Origin of the sequence: Erwinia sp. INIA01 (genome assembly GCF_025947915.1) — a bacterium.
GTDB classification, from domain to species: domain Bacteria; phylum Pseudomonadota; class Gammaproteobacteria; order Enterobacterales; family Enterobacteriaceae; genus Erwinia; species Erwinia coffeiphila.
Window position 1 is genome coordinate 190,860 of the sequence record NZ_JAPDNC010000001.1, and the last position, 17,335, is coordinate 208,194.

The following is a 17,335-nucleotide window of genomic DNA, read 5'->3' on the forward strand; positions in this document are numbered from 1 at the left end:
TGGCTGTCTGAATGGCTATGCCAGTAACAGCAAGAGATATGCCAAAAATATCCGGGCAGAGACTACATAGCAAAGTGGGCACTTTGCACATAAAACACCGCTAACGCGCGGTCAACTGTCATGAAAGTGTGCAGAGTGCAGGCTTTCGCACCATGACGGAGCAGCGGTGTATGTATGCACATCTACTCAAAGTTCGATGGCCTTTATTTTAAAAAAAAACTAACATTGCGGCTCTTTTTTACATGTGATTAACAAGCCTTACATTTTGTAAGGCTTTAGTATTGTCGTTAGCGCATGAGTTACACCTAAGGGAACAATTATGTCGGGTTACAAAAACACCAAAGCGGCGGCCGTTTGGCTGTCAGTTTTGGGTGCCATCATTCTGCTGATGGCCGCTTTCTTCATCTACTTCGGCTGGCAGCTTGTCAGCCTGCACGGCAGCGCCTACTTCCTGATAGCGGGAATCGCGCTGCTGGTCTCTGGCATCCAGATTATCCGCCAGCGTTTTAGCGGCGCGGTGCTGTATGGCGCAGTGCTGGTGGGCACGGGTATCTGGGCGCTGTGGGACGTGGGCCTGGATTTCTGGCCGCTGGTTTCAAGGCTGCTGACGCTGGCCGGATTTGGCATTTTAGTGGCGCTGTCGCTGCCGCTCCTGCTGAAGCGGTCGGGTAAAAAAGCCTGCTGGAAATTCTCCGCATCGCTGGCCGGGATGCTGGCGATCGCCTTCGGCGCGACCCTGGGCGGGATGTTTGTCCCTCATGCGCCCATCAGCGCGTCGGGTGAGTCTCTGCCGCTGGTGAAAGTAAAGCCGGGTGAAGAGCAGGTCAACTGGGACAATTATGGCAACACCTCGGGCGGTTCACGCTTTGTCGCGCTGGACCAGATCACCCGCGACAATGTGAAAAACCTGCAGGTCGCCTGGACCTACCGCACCGGGGATATCCCCGTCAGCCCGAACGGCGGCGGCGCAGAAGATCAGCAGACGCCTTTGCAGATCGGTAACCGCATCTTCTTATGCACGCCGCATAACAACGTGATTGCCGTGGATGCCACCACCGGTAAAGAGCTGTGGAAAACGGAAATCAACGCGAAGCAGAAAAAGTGGATGCGCTGCCGTGGGCTGGCCTACTTCGATGCCCAGGCACCGTTAAAGCAGCCTGATATGCCGGACTCCACGCCGGTCGCCAGCGTGTCCGTTCCGGCAGCGGCCCAGTGTCAGCGCCGCATTCTGATGAACAGCGTCACGCCTGAGCTGATCGCCCTGGATGCCGACACCGGTGAGTTCTGCCATGACTTTGGCAACAACGGCCGGGTCAGCCTGAGCGACCATATGGGCAAAGGCGCGGACAAAGGTGAGTACTATCCGACCTCCGCACCGACGCTGGCGGGCACCACCGTGGTCATCGGTGGCCGCGTGGCGGATAATGTGGCGACCGATATGCCCGGTGGCGTCATTCGTGGTTTTGATGTGATCACCGGCCAGCTGCGCTGGGCGTTTGACCCGGGTAACCCTGAGCAGAAACAGGCACCGGAGGGGGATAAAACCTATACCCGCTCCACACCGAACGTGTGGGCACCGATGTCTTACGACAGCCATTCAAACACCGTGTATATGCCAACCGGCAGCGCAGCGGTAGATTTATGGGGCGTCAAGCATAACGATCTGGACCGTAAGTTCGGTGCGTCGATGGTGGCGGTTGATGCCAGCACGGGCCGGGTAAAATGGGTGTATCAGACCGTTCACAACGATCTGTGGGACTTCGATGTTCCGATGCAGCCGTCCTTCTCTGATTTCCCGGGTGCGGACGGTAAAAAAACGCCGGCGCTGATTTTCGGCACCAAGTCAGGCCAGCTGTTTGTTCTGGATCGTGCAACCGGCAAGCCGCTGACCAAAGTGGAAGAACGCCCGGTCACCCAGGGGCAGATCCCGGATGAAAACTACTCGCCGACGCAGCCCTTCTCCGTTGGCATGCCGACCATTGGCGCGGATGTGCTGAAAGAGTCGGATATGTGGGGCGCAACGCCGTTCGATCAGCTGCTGTGCCGTATTCAGTTTAAATCCAAACGCTACAACGGGCTGTTCACCCCGCCGGGCACCGATCCTTCACTGAATCTGCCCGGTTCTTTGGGCGGTATGAACTGGGGCGGACTGTCGACCGATCCGGTTAATAATTTACTGTTTATCAACGATATGCGCGTGGGTCTGGAAGTACAGCTGATCCCGGCTTCGCCAGAGATTCAGGGCATGAAGAACGACGGCAACGAAGCGGCGGCCATCAGTCGCCCTCTGCCGCTGTCAGGCACCCCGTATGCGATCAATGCGAAAGTGCGCTTTATGTCGCCGCTGGAAATCCCCTGCCAGAAGCCACCGTTCGGCACGCTGACCGCCGTTGACCTGAAAACACAGAAAATTGCCTGGCAGGTTCCGGTTGGTACCGTCCAAGATACCGGACCGTTCGGGGTGAAAATTGGCCTGCAGATGCCTATTGGTATGCCGACCATTGGCGGTACGCTCGCCACGCAGGGCGGCCTGGTGTTTATTGCCTCAACGCAGGACTACTATCTGCGCGCTTTCGATACCTCAACGGGTAAAGAAGTGTGGAAAGCCCGCCTGCCGGTCGGCAGCCAGGGCACGCCAATCAGCTACAAATCGCCGGTAGACGGTCAGCAGTATCTGCTGATCTCCGCGGGCGGCGCGCGTAATTCACCGGATCGCGGTGATTACGTGATTGCTTATAAACTGCCGTGATTTAACAGGTTGGAAAGCCGGTCATCCTTAGCGGGATGACCGGTTCTGACCCCACGAAAATGCCTCTGCCACAGTAATCCTACCCCACTCCCCCGCGTTAAACCGCCAGCATTCGCCTGACGATTTTCCCCGAAAACGTTTTAGGCAGCGACTGCCGGAAATAGATCCGCCGAGGCAGCACATGCCGCCCGCATCGCGCCGTCAGCGTTTCGCGGATCTGCTGTTTCAATATCTCCTGCTGCTGCGCATCTGAATCCTGAGTCACCACGTACAGCGCGACCATTTCGCCGAGAAGGTGATGCGGTACGCGGGTCGCAACCACTTCCACGATCCCCTCCAGCCCGGTCAGCGCATTTTCGATTTCGGCCGTTGCCACCCTTTTGCCGCCAACGTTGATCACTTCATCCATGCGGCCCCGCACCACAATCCGGCCATTTTGCCTGACCGCGCAGTCGTGGGTCAGGTAATGCCAGCGCCCGGCGATGTTGATCCAGTATTGCCGGTCGTGCGCCTCATCGCCGTCCCATAACGTCAGCATCGCGCCGGGGCCTAATGTGTCTTTCACCACCAGCAGCCCGGCAACGCCCTCCGCGCAGGGCTGGTGCGTTCCCGGATGAACGATATCTACCCTGCGGCTAAAAACGGCGTTCAGCGCCGATCCTTCCCCGGCAAGCAGCGGCCAGCCGGATTCCGTCTGCCAGTAGTGGTTTTCACATCTCACCGCCAGATGATTTTTAACCCATTGTTCGGTGGCATCATCCAGCGGTTCCCCCGCAAGATACAGGGTGCGCAGGGAAGAAAGGCCGCGCGGCGCGCCCTGCTGCCGTGCCAGACGAATTGCGCCGGCAATGGTCAGCACGCGCGTGATGCCCAGTGCATCAATCATCTGCCACCAGCTCTGGCCGGGGGCGTTTGCCGGGCTGGCCTCGCACATCACCGTGGTTAAACCCGCCAGCAGCGGCGCGTAAACCCCATAGCTGTGCCCGGTTACCCAGCCGACATCCGCCGAGGTAAAGCAGATTTCATCGTCGCCGAACCTGAACAGATGATGCAGGCTTGCCAGCAGGGCAACGGCATAGCCGCCGGTATCCCGCACGATGCCTTTCGGCGTGCCGGTAGTGCCGGAGGTAAACAGAATATGGGACGGCTGGCTGGACTCCAGCCACACGCAGGGCGCGATCTGCCCCTGGTGCCGGGCGAGGTGCTCAGCGAACTCAGCCGTTGCGGTATCAACGACCCGCATCGTTTCTGACGAGGGCGGAACAGGCGGCAGGATGCCGCGCCCGCGCGGGTCGCCATGATGCAGCAGCAGTAAAGGGCGGCAGGCCGCGATGCGCTGAGCCAGGGCATCGCCGGTCATCGCGGAATACACCACAACGTGTACCGCCCCAATACGCGCACAGGCCAGCATCGCCACCGCGGCCTGCGGCGTCATCGGCAGGGCGATCAATACGCGGTCGCCCGGTTTAATGCCCCAGTGAATCATCAGGCTGCTGAGCGCATTGACCTGCTGCCACAGTTCGCGATAGCTCAGGCGATGCGTCTGCCCCTGATAATCGCGATGGATAATGGCGCATCGCTCCCCGCGCCGATCCAGATGGCGATCCAGCGCGTTGAAGCACAAATTCGTGCGGCCATCAGCAAACCAGCGGCAGCGCGGCCCCCGTTCCGTTAGCGACATCACCTGCCGGAAAGGGCGCTGCCAGTGGATACGCCGCGCTTCCTGCTGCCAGAACGCCAGGCTGAATCCATCCCGATCATCGTGCATCGTTAACATAGTCATTTTCAGCAGGCTCCGCGCGCGCAGCGTGATGTGCAATATGTTTCGCCAGCCATTCGGCGTCTTCGCCCACCCCTTCAAAGCGGCCCGATCCCCACGTCCACAGCCACGGCAGACCGAGGAAATAAAGCCCGGGATGCACCGACACGCCGCGGGTATGGCGCGGATAGCCGCTGGCGTTAAAGGCGGGAGCATCAATCCAGCTGAAGTCGGTGTGAAAACCGACGGCCCAGATAATAGCGCTGATATTGCGCAGGTCTATCGGTTTGGCCCCGGGCTCAGGCTGCCACAGAGGCTGATAGCGCGCCTCCGCCGGGGCATCAATACCCTGCTCGACAATCCAGGCATCAATACTGTCTTTGATTTTCTGCGAGGTGGCGTCCGCGCCATCAAGATTGTGTTGCAGATCATCGGCCGTCAGCAGCTGGCCTTCGCGATAGCCAAGCAGCCGCCCGTAAAGCTGCATGCCCTGTAAGGCAAAGGCCCGCAGATCGATGTCGCGTCCGCCGTCGCGCCCGGTGACGTAGTGGTTGGTTTTGCGGCGGGCGTCTTCGCCCAGCGGATGATTGTCCACCGTTAAACGGTAATGGCCCATCTGCTCCAGCCACTCAACCACATCCTTGCCGCGATAGAAGCGTGCCACGCGGGGCGCGCTGCCGACGCATAAATGCACGCGGCGGCCGTCAAGATGCAGATCTTCGGCGATCTGCGCGCCCGACTGCGCGGACCCCACCACCAGCACCTCTCCCTCAGGGAGTTGCTGCGAGGATTTGTAGTCGGCGGAGTGCACCTGAGCAATGTGTTTCGGGAGCTGTGCCGCAATTTCAGGGAAACGCGGGCGATGGTAATTGCCCACGGCCACCACCACCCGGTCGGCGAGAAACTCCCCGGCGGAGGTGCGCAGCTGGAATCCTTCACCGCGCTGAGTCACCTGCTCCACCGTCACCCCTTCACGCAGCGGGGCGTTAAAGCTGCGGGCATAGCGTTCGATGTAGGCCACGATATCGTCACGAAGCATAAACCCGTTCGGATCGCTGCCGTCGTAGGGGAACCCCGGCAGCCGACACTGCCAGTTAGGGGTCACCAGGCAGAAATTGTCCCAGCGCTGATGCCGCCACGCCCAGGCCAGCTGATGGCGTTCCAGTACGATATGGCGAATGTGCTTTTGCGTCAGATGCCAGCTCATGGCGAGCCCGGCCTGCCCGCCGCCAATAATGACCACAGGATAATGATTGTTCATAAGGTGTCCGCTTGTTGTCAGGCCGTTACAGGCTTAATAGTTTCGACAATGACCAGCTGCTCCGGGCTGAACTGCTGCGCCCTGAGCCTGATGGCCGCCGACTGATCCATCGCGCTGGAGCAGAAATAACCGAATTTTGCTTTCACCCGTTCGCTGGCTTCATCCAGCGCGCGGACCGTCGTGGCGATAAACTCATCCAGCCGGTAGGGGTGATTGACCAACAGGTGTTTCTCAATCGCCGTAGACGGGGAATAACAGGTTTCTTTGCTGCCGTCCGGCCAGCAAACGACAAAGTGCATTGCAGGCATTGCTCGCTCCTTTCTAGTGATTGCTCATGCCGGTTAACGGCTGTTGGTCAAGATCCCAGTAGCAGGCGCGCTGCTGCCCGAGTTGCATCATCAGCTGTTTGTCAGCGGTGAAGTGGCCGACGCGCGCGCAGGCGATACCGCCGCTGTTAAACTGCTGCTGTACGGCTGAACACTGCTCCGGCTCCACGGCCAGCAGGAAACCAAAGCTGGGGAAAGCACACAGCCACTGCTCAAGGTCAACCTGCGGCGGAATGGGGATCTCAGCCAGATTGATTTCAGCCCCGACGCCAGCGCTTTCCAGCATCATGACCAGTGTACCCGCCAGCCCGGCCTGGCTGATGTCCTTCGCGGCATGGACCCGGCCCGACGCTGCCAGTTCAGGCAATAAGGCCAGCGCGTGCCGCAGTGCGGCAGGGTCAGCCTCCGTCGCCGCATCCCAGTTGTGGCCCGGTGGATGCCAGCGCCCCTGCAAATTGATCGCCACCATCAGTGCCTGCCCCGGCTGTACCAGAAAGCTGCTCAGCGGATGCCGCGTTTCGCCCAGCACCGCCACCGCAAGCTGCGGCCGATCGCAACGCAGGTTGGTATGCCCACCGACGATTGGGACCTGATAAGCCCGGGAGGCGGCTGCCATTCCCTGTACGATCCGCCCGGCGTGCGGCAGCGAGTCGTCCCACAGAGCATTAACGATCGCCAGCGGTCGCCCGCCCATCGCAGCGATATCGCTCAGGTTCACCATCACGCCACACCAGCCGGCGAACCACGGATCTTCCGCGACAAAGCGATTGATAAATCCCTCCATCGCCAGCAGCTTGTACCCCTCGCCGTCGGGGATCAGCGCGCAGTCATCGCCGTTGGCACAGGGGCAGGGCCAGGCTTCACGCAGCTGCTGCGCCACGGGCTGAATATCCTGCTTATGGGCCAGGCCGCTGAAAGTATGCAGACGGGAAATCAGCGCGGTCAGTTCGTTTTCCATCATGCCGCCCCCGTCAGGAAGTCCGCGGTCCAGGCAACGCGTGACCGCGTGGCGCTGCCGATCACCATCCCGCTGCGGGGATCGTGGCAGGGAGGATAGAAATTAAGGTCGGCCTGCATGCGCACATGCCGCACGCCGTGCAGGTCGAAACTGTCCAGCGTGTGCCAGTGCATCCGTCTGAACAGCGGTTCGTTCTGGTGCTGAACCTGGGCATAAAACGCCGTGCAGCCCAGCGCATGGGCGCTGCATACCGCCAGCCGAATCAGGGTCGGGCCGAGCTGCCCCTGACGTCGGTAGAGGCTGTCCACGGCCAGTCGGGAACCGATCCAGATGCCCGGCTCCGGCTGATGAATACGCACGGTGCCCACCACCTCATCGTGCCAGCCGCCGACGCTGCCCAGCGCGACCAGCAGGCGGGCGTGCTTATCAATGTCATCGCGATCGTCGCCCTGGAACAGCTTTTGCTCATGGCAGAAGACGCGCTGGCGCAGGTCATAGGCTTTTTGCCGTTCCCACGGCAGCGTGACCCATTTTATGGTGTATCCCGCGTAATGATTCATCGGTACTCCTCAGGCCATCGCCTGCTCAAAACTGGAGAGTGACGAACAGGCACCGCAGCGGCCGCAGCCGGCTTTGATATCGCGGGAGCGAAGATTGGCCTGATTCAGCATTTGTCCCAGCGGTTGCAGAATTGACGTCATAAAGGCGCTGTCCGGCGCGGCGTGATGCTCCAGCGGTGTGCCGCTGATCGGTACGAACGGCACAACGAAGGGATAAACACCCAGCGCAATCAGCTTCTCCGACAGCGTCAGAATGGCCTGCGGCGTATCCCCCAGCCCCGCCAGGATATAGGTACTGACCTGGCCGCGACCGAATACCGCCACCGCATCGGCGAAGGCAACCAGATACTGATCGACGCTGACCTGCGCTTTGCCCGGCATGATGCGCGCACGCACTTCTGGCGTAACGGCCTCCAGGTGCATACCTAATGCATCGATACCGGCATCCTTCAGGCGCTGAAACCAGCGCGGGTCGCCCGGCGGTTCGCACTGCCCCTGTAGCGGCAGATTCACGGCGGCTTTAATCGCTTCGGCGCTTTCCACCAGGATGCGCGCGCCCCGGTCGCTGCCCGACGGCGTGCCGGTGGTCATCACCATATGTTTAACGCCGTCTAATTCCACCGCCGCTTTAGCCACTTCGGCCAGCTGCTGGGGCGTCTTGCGGGCGATGGTACTCCCTGCCGCCAGGGACTGGCCGATGGCGCAAAACTGACAGGCTTTGGCCCGGTTCTCATAACGAATGCAGGTCTGCAATACCGTGGTGGCCAGCACGTCGGTGCCGTGCAGGGTCGCAATCTGTGAATAAGGTATTCCCTCCGCCGTCTGCCGCTCATAGAAGCGCGGCTTGCGGGTAATCCCGATCTCCCGCACGGGAATGCTCTGGTTATACAGGCGGGTTGTACCCGATTCTTCGTGCTTCACCTGCCACGGTGAACGGTGGGCGGAATGGGTGTAGACCGGCACCATCACCGTCACGCCGTCAATATTCATCGCCTGGTGATCGGAAGGCCCCGCCCCGCCGTGGCGGCTGGCATGCTGCTGCTGCGGGTTGATCACCTGTACTCCCTGGGTAAGAAGCTCGGTGATCAGCTGCTGACGATTAAGTGGGGCGTTCTGCATCGCGCGCTCCTTCTGGTTCAGCCTCAGGGCTGTGGGGGATCACGTAACGTGCTGGTGTATTGTTCAGCACCAGGCTCAGCAGCTCCGGGCGGGCGTAGTGACCCACGGAATCCATCATCCGCTTACGTTTGGTGATCAGCGCCATATCCAGATCGGCCACCAGGATACCTTCACCTTCCGTCAGCGGCGGCACCAGATGGCGGCCTTCCGGAGAGATAATCGCGGTGTTGCACCCGCCGCGCAGCCCCTTCTGCAACGCGGGATCGGCTGTCAGTTCACCGATCTGCGCCTCCGTCAACCAGCCGGTGGCGTTGATCACAAAGCAGCCGGACTCCAGCGCATGATGGCGGATGGTGACGTCCATCTGCTCCGCGAAAATCGGCCCCACCAGCGAACCCGGGAACTGGCTGCAGTGGATCTCCTCGTGCTGGGTCATCAGGCTGTAGCGCGCCAGCGGGTTGTAATGCTCCCAGCAGGCCAGCGCGCCCACGCGGCCGACGGCGGTTTCAATCACTTTTAGCCCGGCACCGTCCCCCTGCCCCCAGATCATCCGCTCATGATAGGTTGGGGTGATCTTGCGGCGTTTGAGCACCAGCTCTCCGCTGGCATCAAACACCAGCTGCGTGTTGTACAGCGTGCCGCGATCGCGTTCATTCACCCCCAGCACCACCACCATCTTGCGCACGCGGGCGCGTTCGCCGACGGCATAAGTGATTGGACCGGGCACCACCACCGCCTGCTCGTAAAGTTTCAGATGTTCAGCACCGGCGGTCATCGCGGGAGTGATAAACGAAAAGTACGGGTAATAGGGAACAAAGGTTTCAGGAAATACGATGATTTCAGCGCCCTGTTCTGCTGCCCTGTCGATTGCCTCGAGTACTTTGGCCAGCGTTTTGCTGGCCTCGTAAAGATCGGGAGCAATCTGAGCTGCAGCGGCGCGGATAATGCGTGATCCAGCCATCTTGCACCTCCGCTTACATGGTCCAGGTGTCAATAACCAGTGCATTGTCACGCACGTGCAGCAGCTTAAGATCCAGCACATCCAGCGGGTTGATCGGGCGCACGCCTTCCAGCAGTGACGGCTCGCCGTGACCGTACAGCGCCTGGAGTGCAAAACGGCAGGCATACACTTTGCCGCCCTCGGCCATAAACTTGTTCAGCTGGTTGGCATAGTTCTGATGACCGGGAAACGCTTCCGCGCCGATCGTCGGGTAGCCACGCTGTACGCCCAGTAAAACGCCCGGACCGTAAAGCAGGATCGAGGTTTCGAACCCCTTACGCTGTAGCCGTGTGGCCTGCAGCATATTGACGAAGCCAATCGATCCTTCAAAGGCCACCGTATGGAAGGTCACTAACGCCTTCTGGCCCGGTTCCGCTTTCACATCCTCGAACACCTTCTCTTCGTAATCGACAAAGAAATCACCGGTGGCATGAGCTGGTAATGTGACTTTTGGCATAGCACGTTTCTCCCGTTTAGTGTCTGGGGGAGTCTGGCTCCCCATGTTGGCGCATCCGCAGGTGATGCTGTATTAACGGGAGCAAGGGACGTGCCAGCCGCGATTTCACCCGATGCAATCAATCTCCTATCAATTGCCTATTTTGTGAGCCAAAAAATTTTTTACCCGGCGTAATTCCCTGACTTTCGCACGGACATCAGCGGGCCATAACGGCATAAATGCACTGGTTTGATGCTGTTTTGCACCAAAAAAGCACACAAAGAAAATCATCATGCAATCAATGATGCAATCAATGGAAATTTGATTGCAGAGGGTCACGGCGGGCGGCATAGTGTGGGTCTTGCTATGACCCGAGGCGCGACGACGATGCTGACCAAACTCTCCAGCAGCTGGAACACCCATCTCACTCATCAGACCCAGCGCCCGGCTTATCTGCTGATCGCCGATATCATTGCTGACGGCATTAACAGCGGGGAGTTTCAGCCACGCGACCGGCTGCCGCCCCTTCGCGATCTGGCCGTGTCGCTGTCGCTTAACTACACCACCGTGACCCGGGGCTATGCCGAAGCGAAACGACGCGGGCTGATAGATTCCCGGCCGGGTTTGGGCAGCTTTATCCGCGGCAAGGTGCCTGCCGTACCGCTCACCGGCGGCAGCAGTTATGAGATGACGATGAACTCGCCGATTGAGCCGGGTGAAGAGCTGGCGCAGGCTATCCGCGACGGGGCCGTTAACATGTTCGCGCAGAAAGACATTATCCACCTGCTGCGCTATCAGGATTTTGGCGGAACTGCTGACGATAAGGTGATGGCTAAAGTGTGGCTGGAAAAGCAGCTGCCGCCGGTCAGCGTTGAGGAGGTGCTGATTACGCCCGGTATCCACAGTGCGCTGGTGGGGTTATTGACTCTGCTGTGCCGCCGGGGTGGCAGTGTGGCGGTGGCCTCGCTGATTTATCCCGGTCTGAAAGCCATTGCCAGCCAGCTGAACATTCCACTCCAGTCGCTGCCCTGTGACGAAGACGGCCCGCTGCCGCGTGCGTTTGAGCATCAGTGCCAGACGGGAAATATCGGCGCGCTCTACGTCAACCCGACGCTACAGAACCCCACCACGCTGACCATTCCCCTGCGCCGACGCGAAGCCCTGGCCGATGTCGCCGAACGCTACAGCATTCCAGTGATTGAAGATGAAGCCTATGCCGCGCTGGCAACGGAGCATATTGCGAGTTTCAGTGAGCTGATACCGCAGCTGACCTGGTACATTACCGGCATGTCGAAATGCTTCGGTCCCGGCTTACGCACCGCGTTCGTTAAGGGACCGGGCAGACGCAATACGGAGCTGCTGGCCGGGGCGCTGCGCGCACTGAATGTGATGGCGAGCCCGATAACCAATGGCCTGGTCGCGCAGTGGATTCAGGATGGCACCGCCGACCGCGTGCTGGACTCGATTCGAGTGGAAGCCGGCATCCGCCAGAAGCTGGCGGCGGATATTTTGCAGCCGTTCACCGTGCGTGCCTCTAAGCAGGGATTTCACCTCTGGCTGCTGCTGCCGCGCCACCATAACTGGAATCCGGCAGAAGTGGCCGTGAAGCTGCGCGAACTCGGCGTCAGTGCCGTTTCCAGCGCGGCGTTCTGTACCGATAATAATCCCCCCGACGCATTGCGCATCTGCCTGGGCGGCGCGTGGTCACGCGAACTGTGCGCAGAAAATCTCCAGACGATTTCCCACGTGTTGCAGTACCCGGAGCACTATCACAGCATCCTGTTGTAAAATAGATAAAAAGGGAGGGAGAGGATGTTAATGCGACAAACGATGGTTAGTTTTACTTCAGCGCTTTGCTGGATAAGCTTCTGGATCGGTACGGTTCTTGTCGGCACGTCATGGCTTTACGCCCGGCTACAGGGGCTGACATTTCTGACGGGCATTGAAAAGGGGTTGCTGGCCTTACAATCCCCGGACAGCACCGTGGCGTTATTACTCTCCGCCGGTGCGATGCTGATTGCCCTGGGGTTAATTTTCGTTCCCCTGTACTACTCTGCGCTTTTGGTCGGTGCCTTCGTCAAAATTCTTACTCGTCGGCCGATCAGGATCTGACAGACTACCGAGGGATCGGAAAATGAGAAATGAGTTCGAGGTTGTCTATACCACCAGTCCAACATCCGAAGATATCTACGGTGAGATTCTGTTCGACAGCCAAATCCTTTGCAGGCTGATTAAAACAGACGATGAGGACGAAGAAGTGGAAATCGAATTTTTCTTCGATCAGATTGTTCTTGAGCGGGAAGCTGAAAGGCGCTTTCCGCTCACGGACTTCATGAATATCCTGCAAGAAGTCGAGGGTGAACTGATTCGCTGGCTCAAAAATATTAATAACGCAGAGGAAATATAAACGATTCAATTACCGTTCTGTATCCTGCTTATCAACGTTTCAACCGCCATCAGCCCTGGTAACTATTTCCCTGGGTTAAGCTCAGAATGGTCAATGGCGACATCCTCAACGCCATATTTGGCGAGGATCTTTTGGTAAGTGCCATCTTTGATCAATGAATTGATCGCTTCGACCCAGTATTTCGCATTGCCTGAAGATTTACTGACGGGAATTCCGGCATAGACCGTGTCAAAGATGGGTCCGACGCGCTTTAAATCAGCCTGTTTCTGCAACAGCCAGCCATTCTCCCCGGTATAGCCCAATGTGGCATCTGCACGACCGGAGCGCAGCGCCAGCCAGGTCGCGCCGCGATCGGGGAACTGGCTCACTTTCACCGCTGATTTGCCACTCGATTCACACTGCTGTGAAATGTGCTCAAAGGTTTTCGTCGACGGATGGCTGGCAAGCAGCGCAACGGTTTTACCACACAGATCGCTGAGCTTCACGTCCTGTTTCAGGGGGGAGTTTTTCAGCACAATCAGCTGATAGCCTGCCCGCACCGTTGAGGCGATATCGACCACCTGCTGACGCTCTGGCGTGGCGTCCAGCCCGGCCGCCAGCGTGAATTTCCCCGACTGAATCGCCGGTATCACGGCGGCAAAATCACCGCTGGTCACCGCTAATTTTGCACCCAGCCGATGCGCTGCTTCATTGGCAATATCGTAAAAATAACCCGTTGGTTGCCCCTGGTCGTTTTTGTACGACAGCGGCTCCCAGTCATACTGGATTGCGGTGACCAGCGTTTTTCCCTCGTAGGGTGAGTTGGCGATCGTGGTGGCATTAGCCTGGCTCGCCGCCAGCAGGACTGACAGTGCAATAAAGCTCTTTTTCATTCTTTTTTCCCAAGTTGAAGTGACGGCTACAAAGCCTGAATTAAAGAAACGTTGCCAAATGAACGCGCCGCCAGATAGCCTTCCCGCGTGGCTTCAGTGAGTCCGCGCGGTGCACGGGCATCCCCCACCAGCTGTACAGAAAACCCGGCCTGCTTCGCGGCGAGATACAGCGCGTTATTCCCGGCGGGGATCAGTGAGGTCACCAGCATGGCGAATGAATCGGAGAGCGGGTTCCACGCACCGCTGAGCTGATTTTGTACCTGTAAACATCCCTGATGCAGCGCCACGCGGTGTTCCGCCTGGAAATGCACGCCAAGCTTCGCCAGACGACTCACTGCGGGTAGCCGAACGGTGTCATTCAGTCCCTGTCCCGCCCATTTCAGGGAGGTGACAAACTCAATCTGATGGCCCTGCTGCGCGAGAAACTCGGCCACGCTGAGTGCCGCGCGGCCGCCCCATTCGTCATAAACCATCACCGAACCGGGAACGCCGGAGGCGTGTTGTAACGCCTGATTAACGGTGAGGATCTCGCCCGAAAAACCGGCATGCCCGCTGCTGACCGCGGTTTCCTGGCTGCCGGTGGCGATAATCACCCGATCGGCAGCCGCCGCTCGTAATTTGTCCAGCGTCACCTCTTCATTCAGGCGGAACTCTGCCCCGCTGTGCGTCAGTTCGCGGACATACCAGTCGATGATATTGCGCAGATCCTGGCGATGAGGCACCTGCTCAATCAGCGCCAGCTGCCCGCCGGGGCGCGATGCGCGGTCATACAGCACCACCTGATGCCCCTGCAGGGCCGCATTACGCGCGGCCTCCAGACCGGCAGGCCCGGCTCCGACCACCACCACTTTTAAGGCTTTTTCGTTGACCGGTGCCTGCCAGCGCGCTGCCTCGGCTTCACGTCCAGCAACCGGATTGAATGCGCAGTGAATAGGCTTGCCGTCGGCAACGCGCTGCCAGCAGCCGGACTGAATACCGACACAGGGGCGCGTGCGGTCGCTTGCTCCCTGCTGCGCGTTACGCGGCAGATCGGGATCGGCGACCAGTTCACGCGCCATGGTGACAGCGTCACAAATACCCTCGGTAATTAACCTGTCCGCCAGCGCCACGTTCAGCACGCGCCCGGCCAGCCAGATCGGTAAATGCGGTAACTGTCGCTTCAGCGTCGCTGCCGCCTGCTGCCACAGCGCAGGCGGGAAGCTGGCGTCCGGCAGATTGGTTGCCACCCCCCAGCCGCTGGAAAAATTGCCGCCGCTCACGGAGAGATAATCCAGCAGGCCGCTATTACCCAGCGCCACAATCTGCTCGGTGAGTTCCGCCCTTTCTTCCGCCTGCGGTGCCAGTTCCAGATTGACGCGCGCGCCCACGACTAATCGGGTGCCGATGCGGGCGCGGATCCGTTCCAGGATCGCCAGCGCAAAACGGCTGCGGTTTTCCGCGCTGCCACCCCAGCGGTCCTCCCGCACATTGGTTTCCGGGCTGAGGAACTGCTGCACCAGATTGCCGTGGCCAAAATGCAGTTCAATGCCATCCACTTTCGTCTGCGCGACGGCCTCCGCAGCGGCGGCGAAATCTTCGATGATTTGTTCAATCTGCGCCTCATCCAGCGCCAGCGGCACGCGAACCGCGCCACCGTATTCGCGCTGCGGGATCGCTGACGCAGAAAACAAAATTCCGTCGCTGCGATTCGGGCCAAGAAACGCCTGACGGCCGGGATGATTAAGCTGCACAAAGCAGTAAGCACCGTGCGCCTGTATCCTGCTGGCCAGGCGATCGTATTTGCCGTCCCGCGCTTCATCGTGCACGTAAAAATCACCGCAGCCCGCACTGACCGCATTCGCCTGGGTGATCACTACAGCCGCGCCGCCTTCAGCCCGCCGCGCTTCGTAGGCCAGTAAATCTTCGTTGTGCGTGCCCGGCCCCAGAGACGTACCGTGGCCGGAGTTGATGATGCGGTTTCGCAGCAGCAAATGCCCCACCCGCAGCGGTTGGAAAACGGCCTCAAATACCGGTGCTTTAACGATGATCTCAGACATGTTCAGCCTCGCTGCGCAGAGAGGAGATTTGTTGCAGGAAGGCCCGCGTCCGCGGTTGCTGCGGATCATCAAGCACCTGCTGCGGTGAGCCATATTCCACAATGTGGCCCTTATCCAGAAACGCCACATTGCTGGCAACCCGGCGGGCAAACTGCATTTCATGGGTGGCAACCACCATAGTGATCCCGGTCGCCGCCAGATCGGTCATCACCGCCAGTACTTCATTAACCAGCTCGGGGTCGAGCGCGCTGGTCGGTTCATCAAACAAGATCAACGCGGGATCGCGCGCCAGGGCACGGGCAATGGCCACGCGCTGCTGCTGCCCTCCTGAAAGCGATGCGGGCCAGGCATCCGCTTTGTGCGCCAGACCAACACGTTCCAGCAGCGCGCGCGCTTTATCTTCGGCTTTCCCACGCTGGCCCTGCAGGCGCGGGGCCAGCATGACGTTTTGCAGAACGGTCAGATGCGGAAACAGGTTGAACTGCTGGAAGACGAAACCAATGCGATCGCGCTGCTGCCGGATGATTTTTTCCGGGGCGGTATATAAGTTGCCGCCTCGCTCAACAATGCCCAGCGGCGTGTCGTGAAAAAACACCACGCCGCTGTCCGGCGACTCCAGCGTCGCCAGCAGGCGCAGTAGGGTACTTTTACCCGAACCCGATGGGCCAATCAGGCACAGCACTTCGCCTTCGACAATATCGAGGTCGATATGCTGCAGGACGATGTTATCGTCATAGCGTTTCTGTAAACGACGGGCGCGCAGCACCGTCGACTTTTTATTATCCAAAGCCGGGACAGGGGATTCGCTCATAGCAGAACCTTAATTATTTTCGATGATACCCGCGACCGTAATAACGCTCGCTCCAGTGTTGTAATAAAGACAATATGGACGTGACAACCACATACCAGAATGTCGCCACCAGTAATAACGGAATAATTTTGTAATTTCGGTTGTAAATAAGTTGGGCAGAGTAGAGTAGCTCCGTCACCGCCACCACGCTGATAATTGATGTGCCTTTTAAATTATCAATCAGGAAATTTCCCAGGGCGGGAATAATCGTGCGAAGCGACTGCGGCAGGGTGATTTTGATAAATATCTCTGACGGCGAAAGTCCCAGCATGGTGGCCGCTTCTTTCTGCCCCTGCGGTACCGCCAGCAGCCCTCCCCGAATAAACTCCGCTGAATAAGCCATGCCGTGCAGGGTTAAACCGAGAATCGAGGCGCCAATCGCGCTAATAAGATCGTTCGTTGACACGCTGAACCAGGGAGTATCGCCGGGCCAGCCCAGCGTCAGGCGCGGTACAAGATAGCCAATGTTGAACCAGAACAGCAGCTGAACCAGCAGTGGCGTGGCGCGAAACAGCCAGATATAGCTCCAGGCGAAAAGTGAAACGACCGGATTACGCGAGAGCCGCATTAAAGCGACCACCACACCAAATACCACGCTCAGCAGGGTCACCAGAGCGGTCAGCCAGAGTGTTGTCCACAGGCCTTTCAGGATCTGGCCGTCAAATAAATAATGCCCCACCAGCGGCCAGTCAAATGCCGGGTTTTCCGCTGCCTGCCAGATTAAAATAATTAAGATGGCGCTGAAGGCGATCGCAGAAAGATGTCTGCGCCAGCGCCACGCCTGGCGAACGCCGTGTTTTTCTTCCGCCTGATTAATACGCTGTAGCGTGTCGAAATTAGAGGACGAAACGGCCTGATTGGGCGGTCGAATAGTATGACCCGGCACAATTTTCACCAGGCTTTCATTTATTTCACTCATGATATTACCGGTTAACAATAAAGGTAATGAAATGGCATTAAGTCAGTTATCACTATTCTGCTCAATGCCGATTTATGCATTCC

Annotated in this window: 16 protein-coding genes; 4 read left to right on the forward strand and 12 right to left on the reverse strand. The window is 58.8% G+C overall.

The window, feature by feature from the left end; genetic code table 11:
- Positions 1–319: 319 nt before the first annotated feature.
- Positions 320–2,749 (forward strand): membrane-bound PQQ-dependent dehydrogenase, glucose/quinate/shikimate family, encoded by a 2,430-nt coding sequence (locus OMR58_RS00805; RefSeq protein ID WP_264545126.1) that lies wholly within the window; start codon positions 320–322, stop codon positions 2,747–2,749.
- A 97-nt stretch (positions 2,750–2,846) separates the two neighbouring features.
- Here OMR58_RS00805 and OMR58_RS00810 read toward each other — a convergent pair whose 3' ends face one another.
- From OMR58_RS00810 to OMR58_RS00845, 8 genes are read right to left on the reverse strand one after another with little or no spacing between them, the layout of a single operon-like run.
- Positions 2,847–4,532: an AMP-binding protein gene (locus OMR58_RS00810; RefSeq protein WP_264545127.1), complete on the reverse strand. Its 1,686-nt coding sequence runs from the start codon at positions 4,530–4,532 to the stop codon at positions 2,847–2,849.
- Complete coding sequence (locus OMR58_RS00815; protein ID WP_264545128.1) at positions 4,507–5,769, reverse strand: MSMEG_0569 family flavin-dependent oxidoreductase; 1,263 nt, start codon at positions 5,767–5,769, stop codon at positions 4,507–4,509. The genes OMR58_RS00810 and OMR58_RS00815 overlap by 26 nt, the downstream gene beginning before the upstream one ends.
- Before the next feature lie 17 nt (positions 5,770–5,786).
- Positions 5,787–6,077 (reverse strand): MSMEG_0570 family nitrogen starvation response protein, encoded by a 291-nt coding sequence (locus OMR58_RS00820; RefSeq protein WP_105591823.1) that lies wholly within the window; start codon positions 6,075–6,077, stop codon positions 5,787–5,789.
- Positions 6,078–6,090: 13 nt separating this feature from the next.
- Complete coding sequence (locus tag OMR58_RS00825; RefSeq protein WP_264545129.1) at positions 6,091–7,056, reverse strand: sll0787 family AIR synthase-like protein; 966 nt, start codon at positions 7,054–7,056, stop codon at positions 6,091–6,093.
- Positions 7,053–7,613, reverse strand: a complete 561-nt coding sequence (locus OMR58_RS00830; RefSeq protein WP_264545130.1) for an MSMEG_0567/Sll0786 family nitrogen starvation N-acetyltransferase — start codon at positions 7,611–7,613, stop codon at positions 7,053–7,055. Before OMR58_RS00830 ends, OMR58_RS00825 begins: the two co-directional genes overlap by 4 nt.
- 9 nt (positions 7,614–7,622) lie before the next feature.
- Complete coding sequence (locus OMR58_RS00835) at positions 7,623–8,732, reverse strand: MSMEG_0568 family radical SAM protein (RefSeq protein ID WP_105591825.1); 1,110 nt, start codon at positions 8,730–8,732, stop codon at positions 7,623–7,625.
- Positions 8,713–9,693 carry a Nit6803 family nitrilase gene (locus OMR58_RS00840; protein WP_264545131.1) on the reverse strand — a complete coding sequence of 327 codons (981 nt, stop codon included), beginning with the start codon at positions 9,691–9,693 and terminating at the stop codon, positions 8,713–8,715. Before OMR58_RS00840 ends, OMR58_RS00835 begins: the two co-directional genes overlap by 20 nt.
- Positions 9,694–9,706: 13 nt before the next feature.
- The gene (locus OMR58_RS00845) at positions 9,707–10,189 is read right to left on the reverse strand and encodes an MSMEG_0572/Sll0783 family nitrogen starvation response protein (RefSeq protein ID WP_105591827.1); all 483 of its coding nucleotides are present in this window, start codon (positions 10,187–10,189) and stop codon (positions 9,707–9,709) included.
- 366 nt (positions 10,190–10,555) lie between these two features.
- Between OMR58_RS00845 and OMR58_RS00850 the strand changes: the two genes are divergently transcribed.
- From OMR58_RS00850 to OMR58_RS00860, 3 genes are read left to right on the forward strand one after another with little or no spacing between them, the layout of a single operon-like run.
- Positions 10,556–11,956: an aminotransferase-like domain-containing protein gene (locus OMR58_RS00850; RefSeq protein ID WP_200559366.1), complete on the forward strand. Its 1,401-nt coding sequence runs from the start codon at positions 10,556–10,558 to the stop codon at positions 11,954–11,956.
- Positions 11,957–11,980: 24 nt separating this feature from the next.
- Positions 11,981–12,280, forward strand: coding sequence for a hypothetical protein (locus OMR58_RS00855; protein ID WP_264545132.1), 300 nt, complete (start codon positions 11,981–11,983; stop codon positions 12,278–12,280).
- 22 nt (positions 12,281–12,302) lie between these two features.
- The gene (locus tag OMR58_RS00860; RefSeq protein ID WP_264545133.1) at positions 12,303–12,575 is read left to right on the forward strand and encodes a hypothetical protein; all 273 of its coding nucleotides are present in this window, start codon (positions 12,303–12,305) and stop codon (positions 12,573–12,575) included.
- 62 nt (positions 12,576–12,637) lie between these two features.
- On the opposite strand, the gene OMR58_RS00865 is transcribed toward OMR58_RS00860, so the two are convergent.
- From OMR58_RS00865 to OMR58_RS00880, 4 genes are read right to left on the reverse strand one after another with little or no spacing between them, the layout of a single operon-like run.
- Positions 12,638–13,447 (reverse strand): transporter substrate-binding domain-containing protein, encoded by an 810-nt coding sequence (locus OMR58_RS00865; RefSeq protein WP_205066995.1) that lies wholly within the window; start codon positions 13,445–13,447, stop codon positions 12,638–12,640.
- 26 nt (positions 13,448–13,473) lie between these two features.
- Positions 13,474–15,483: an oxidoreductase gene (locus OMR58_RS00870; protein ID WP_264545134.1), complete on the reverse strand. Its 2,010-nt coding sequence runs from the start codon at positions 15,481–15,483 to the stop codon at positions 13,474–13,476.
- Positions 15,476–16,294, reverse strand: a complete 819-nt coding sequence (locus tag OMR58_RS00875; RefSeq protein WP_279355971.1) for an amino acid ABC transporter ATP-binding protein — start codon at positions 16,292–16,294, stop codon at positions 15,476–15,478. The genes OMR58_RS00870 and OMR58_RS00875 overlap by 8 nt, the downstream gene beginning before the upstream one ends.
- A 13-nt stretch (positions 16,295–16,307) precedes the next feature.
- Positions 16,308–17,252 (reverse strand): amino acid ABC transporter permease, encoded by a 945-nt coding sequence (locus OMR58_RS00880; RefSeq protein ID WP_264545135.1) that lies wholly within the window; start codon positions 17,250–17,252, stop codon positions 16,308–16,310.
- Positions 17,253–17,335: the final 83 nt, after the last annotated feature.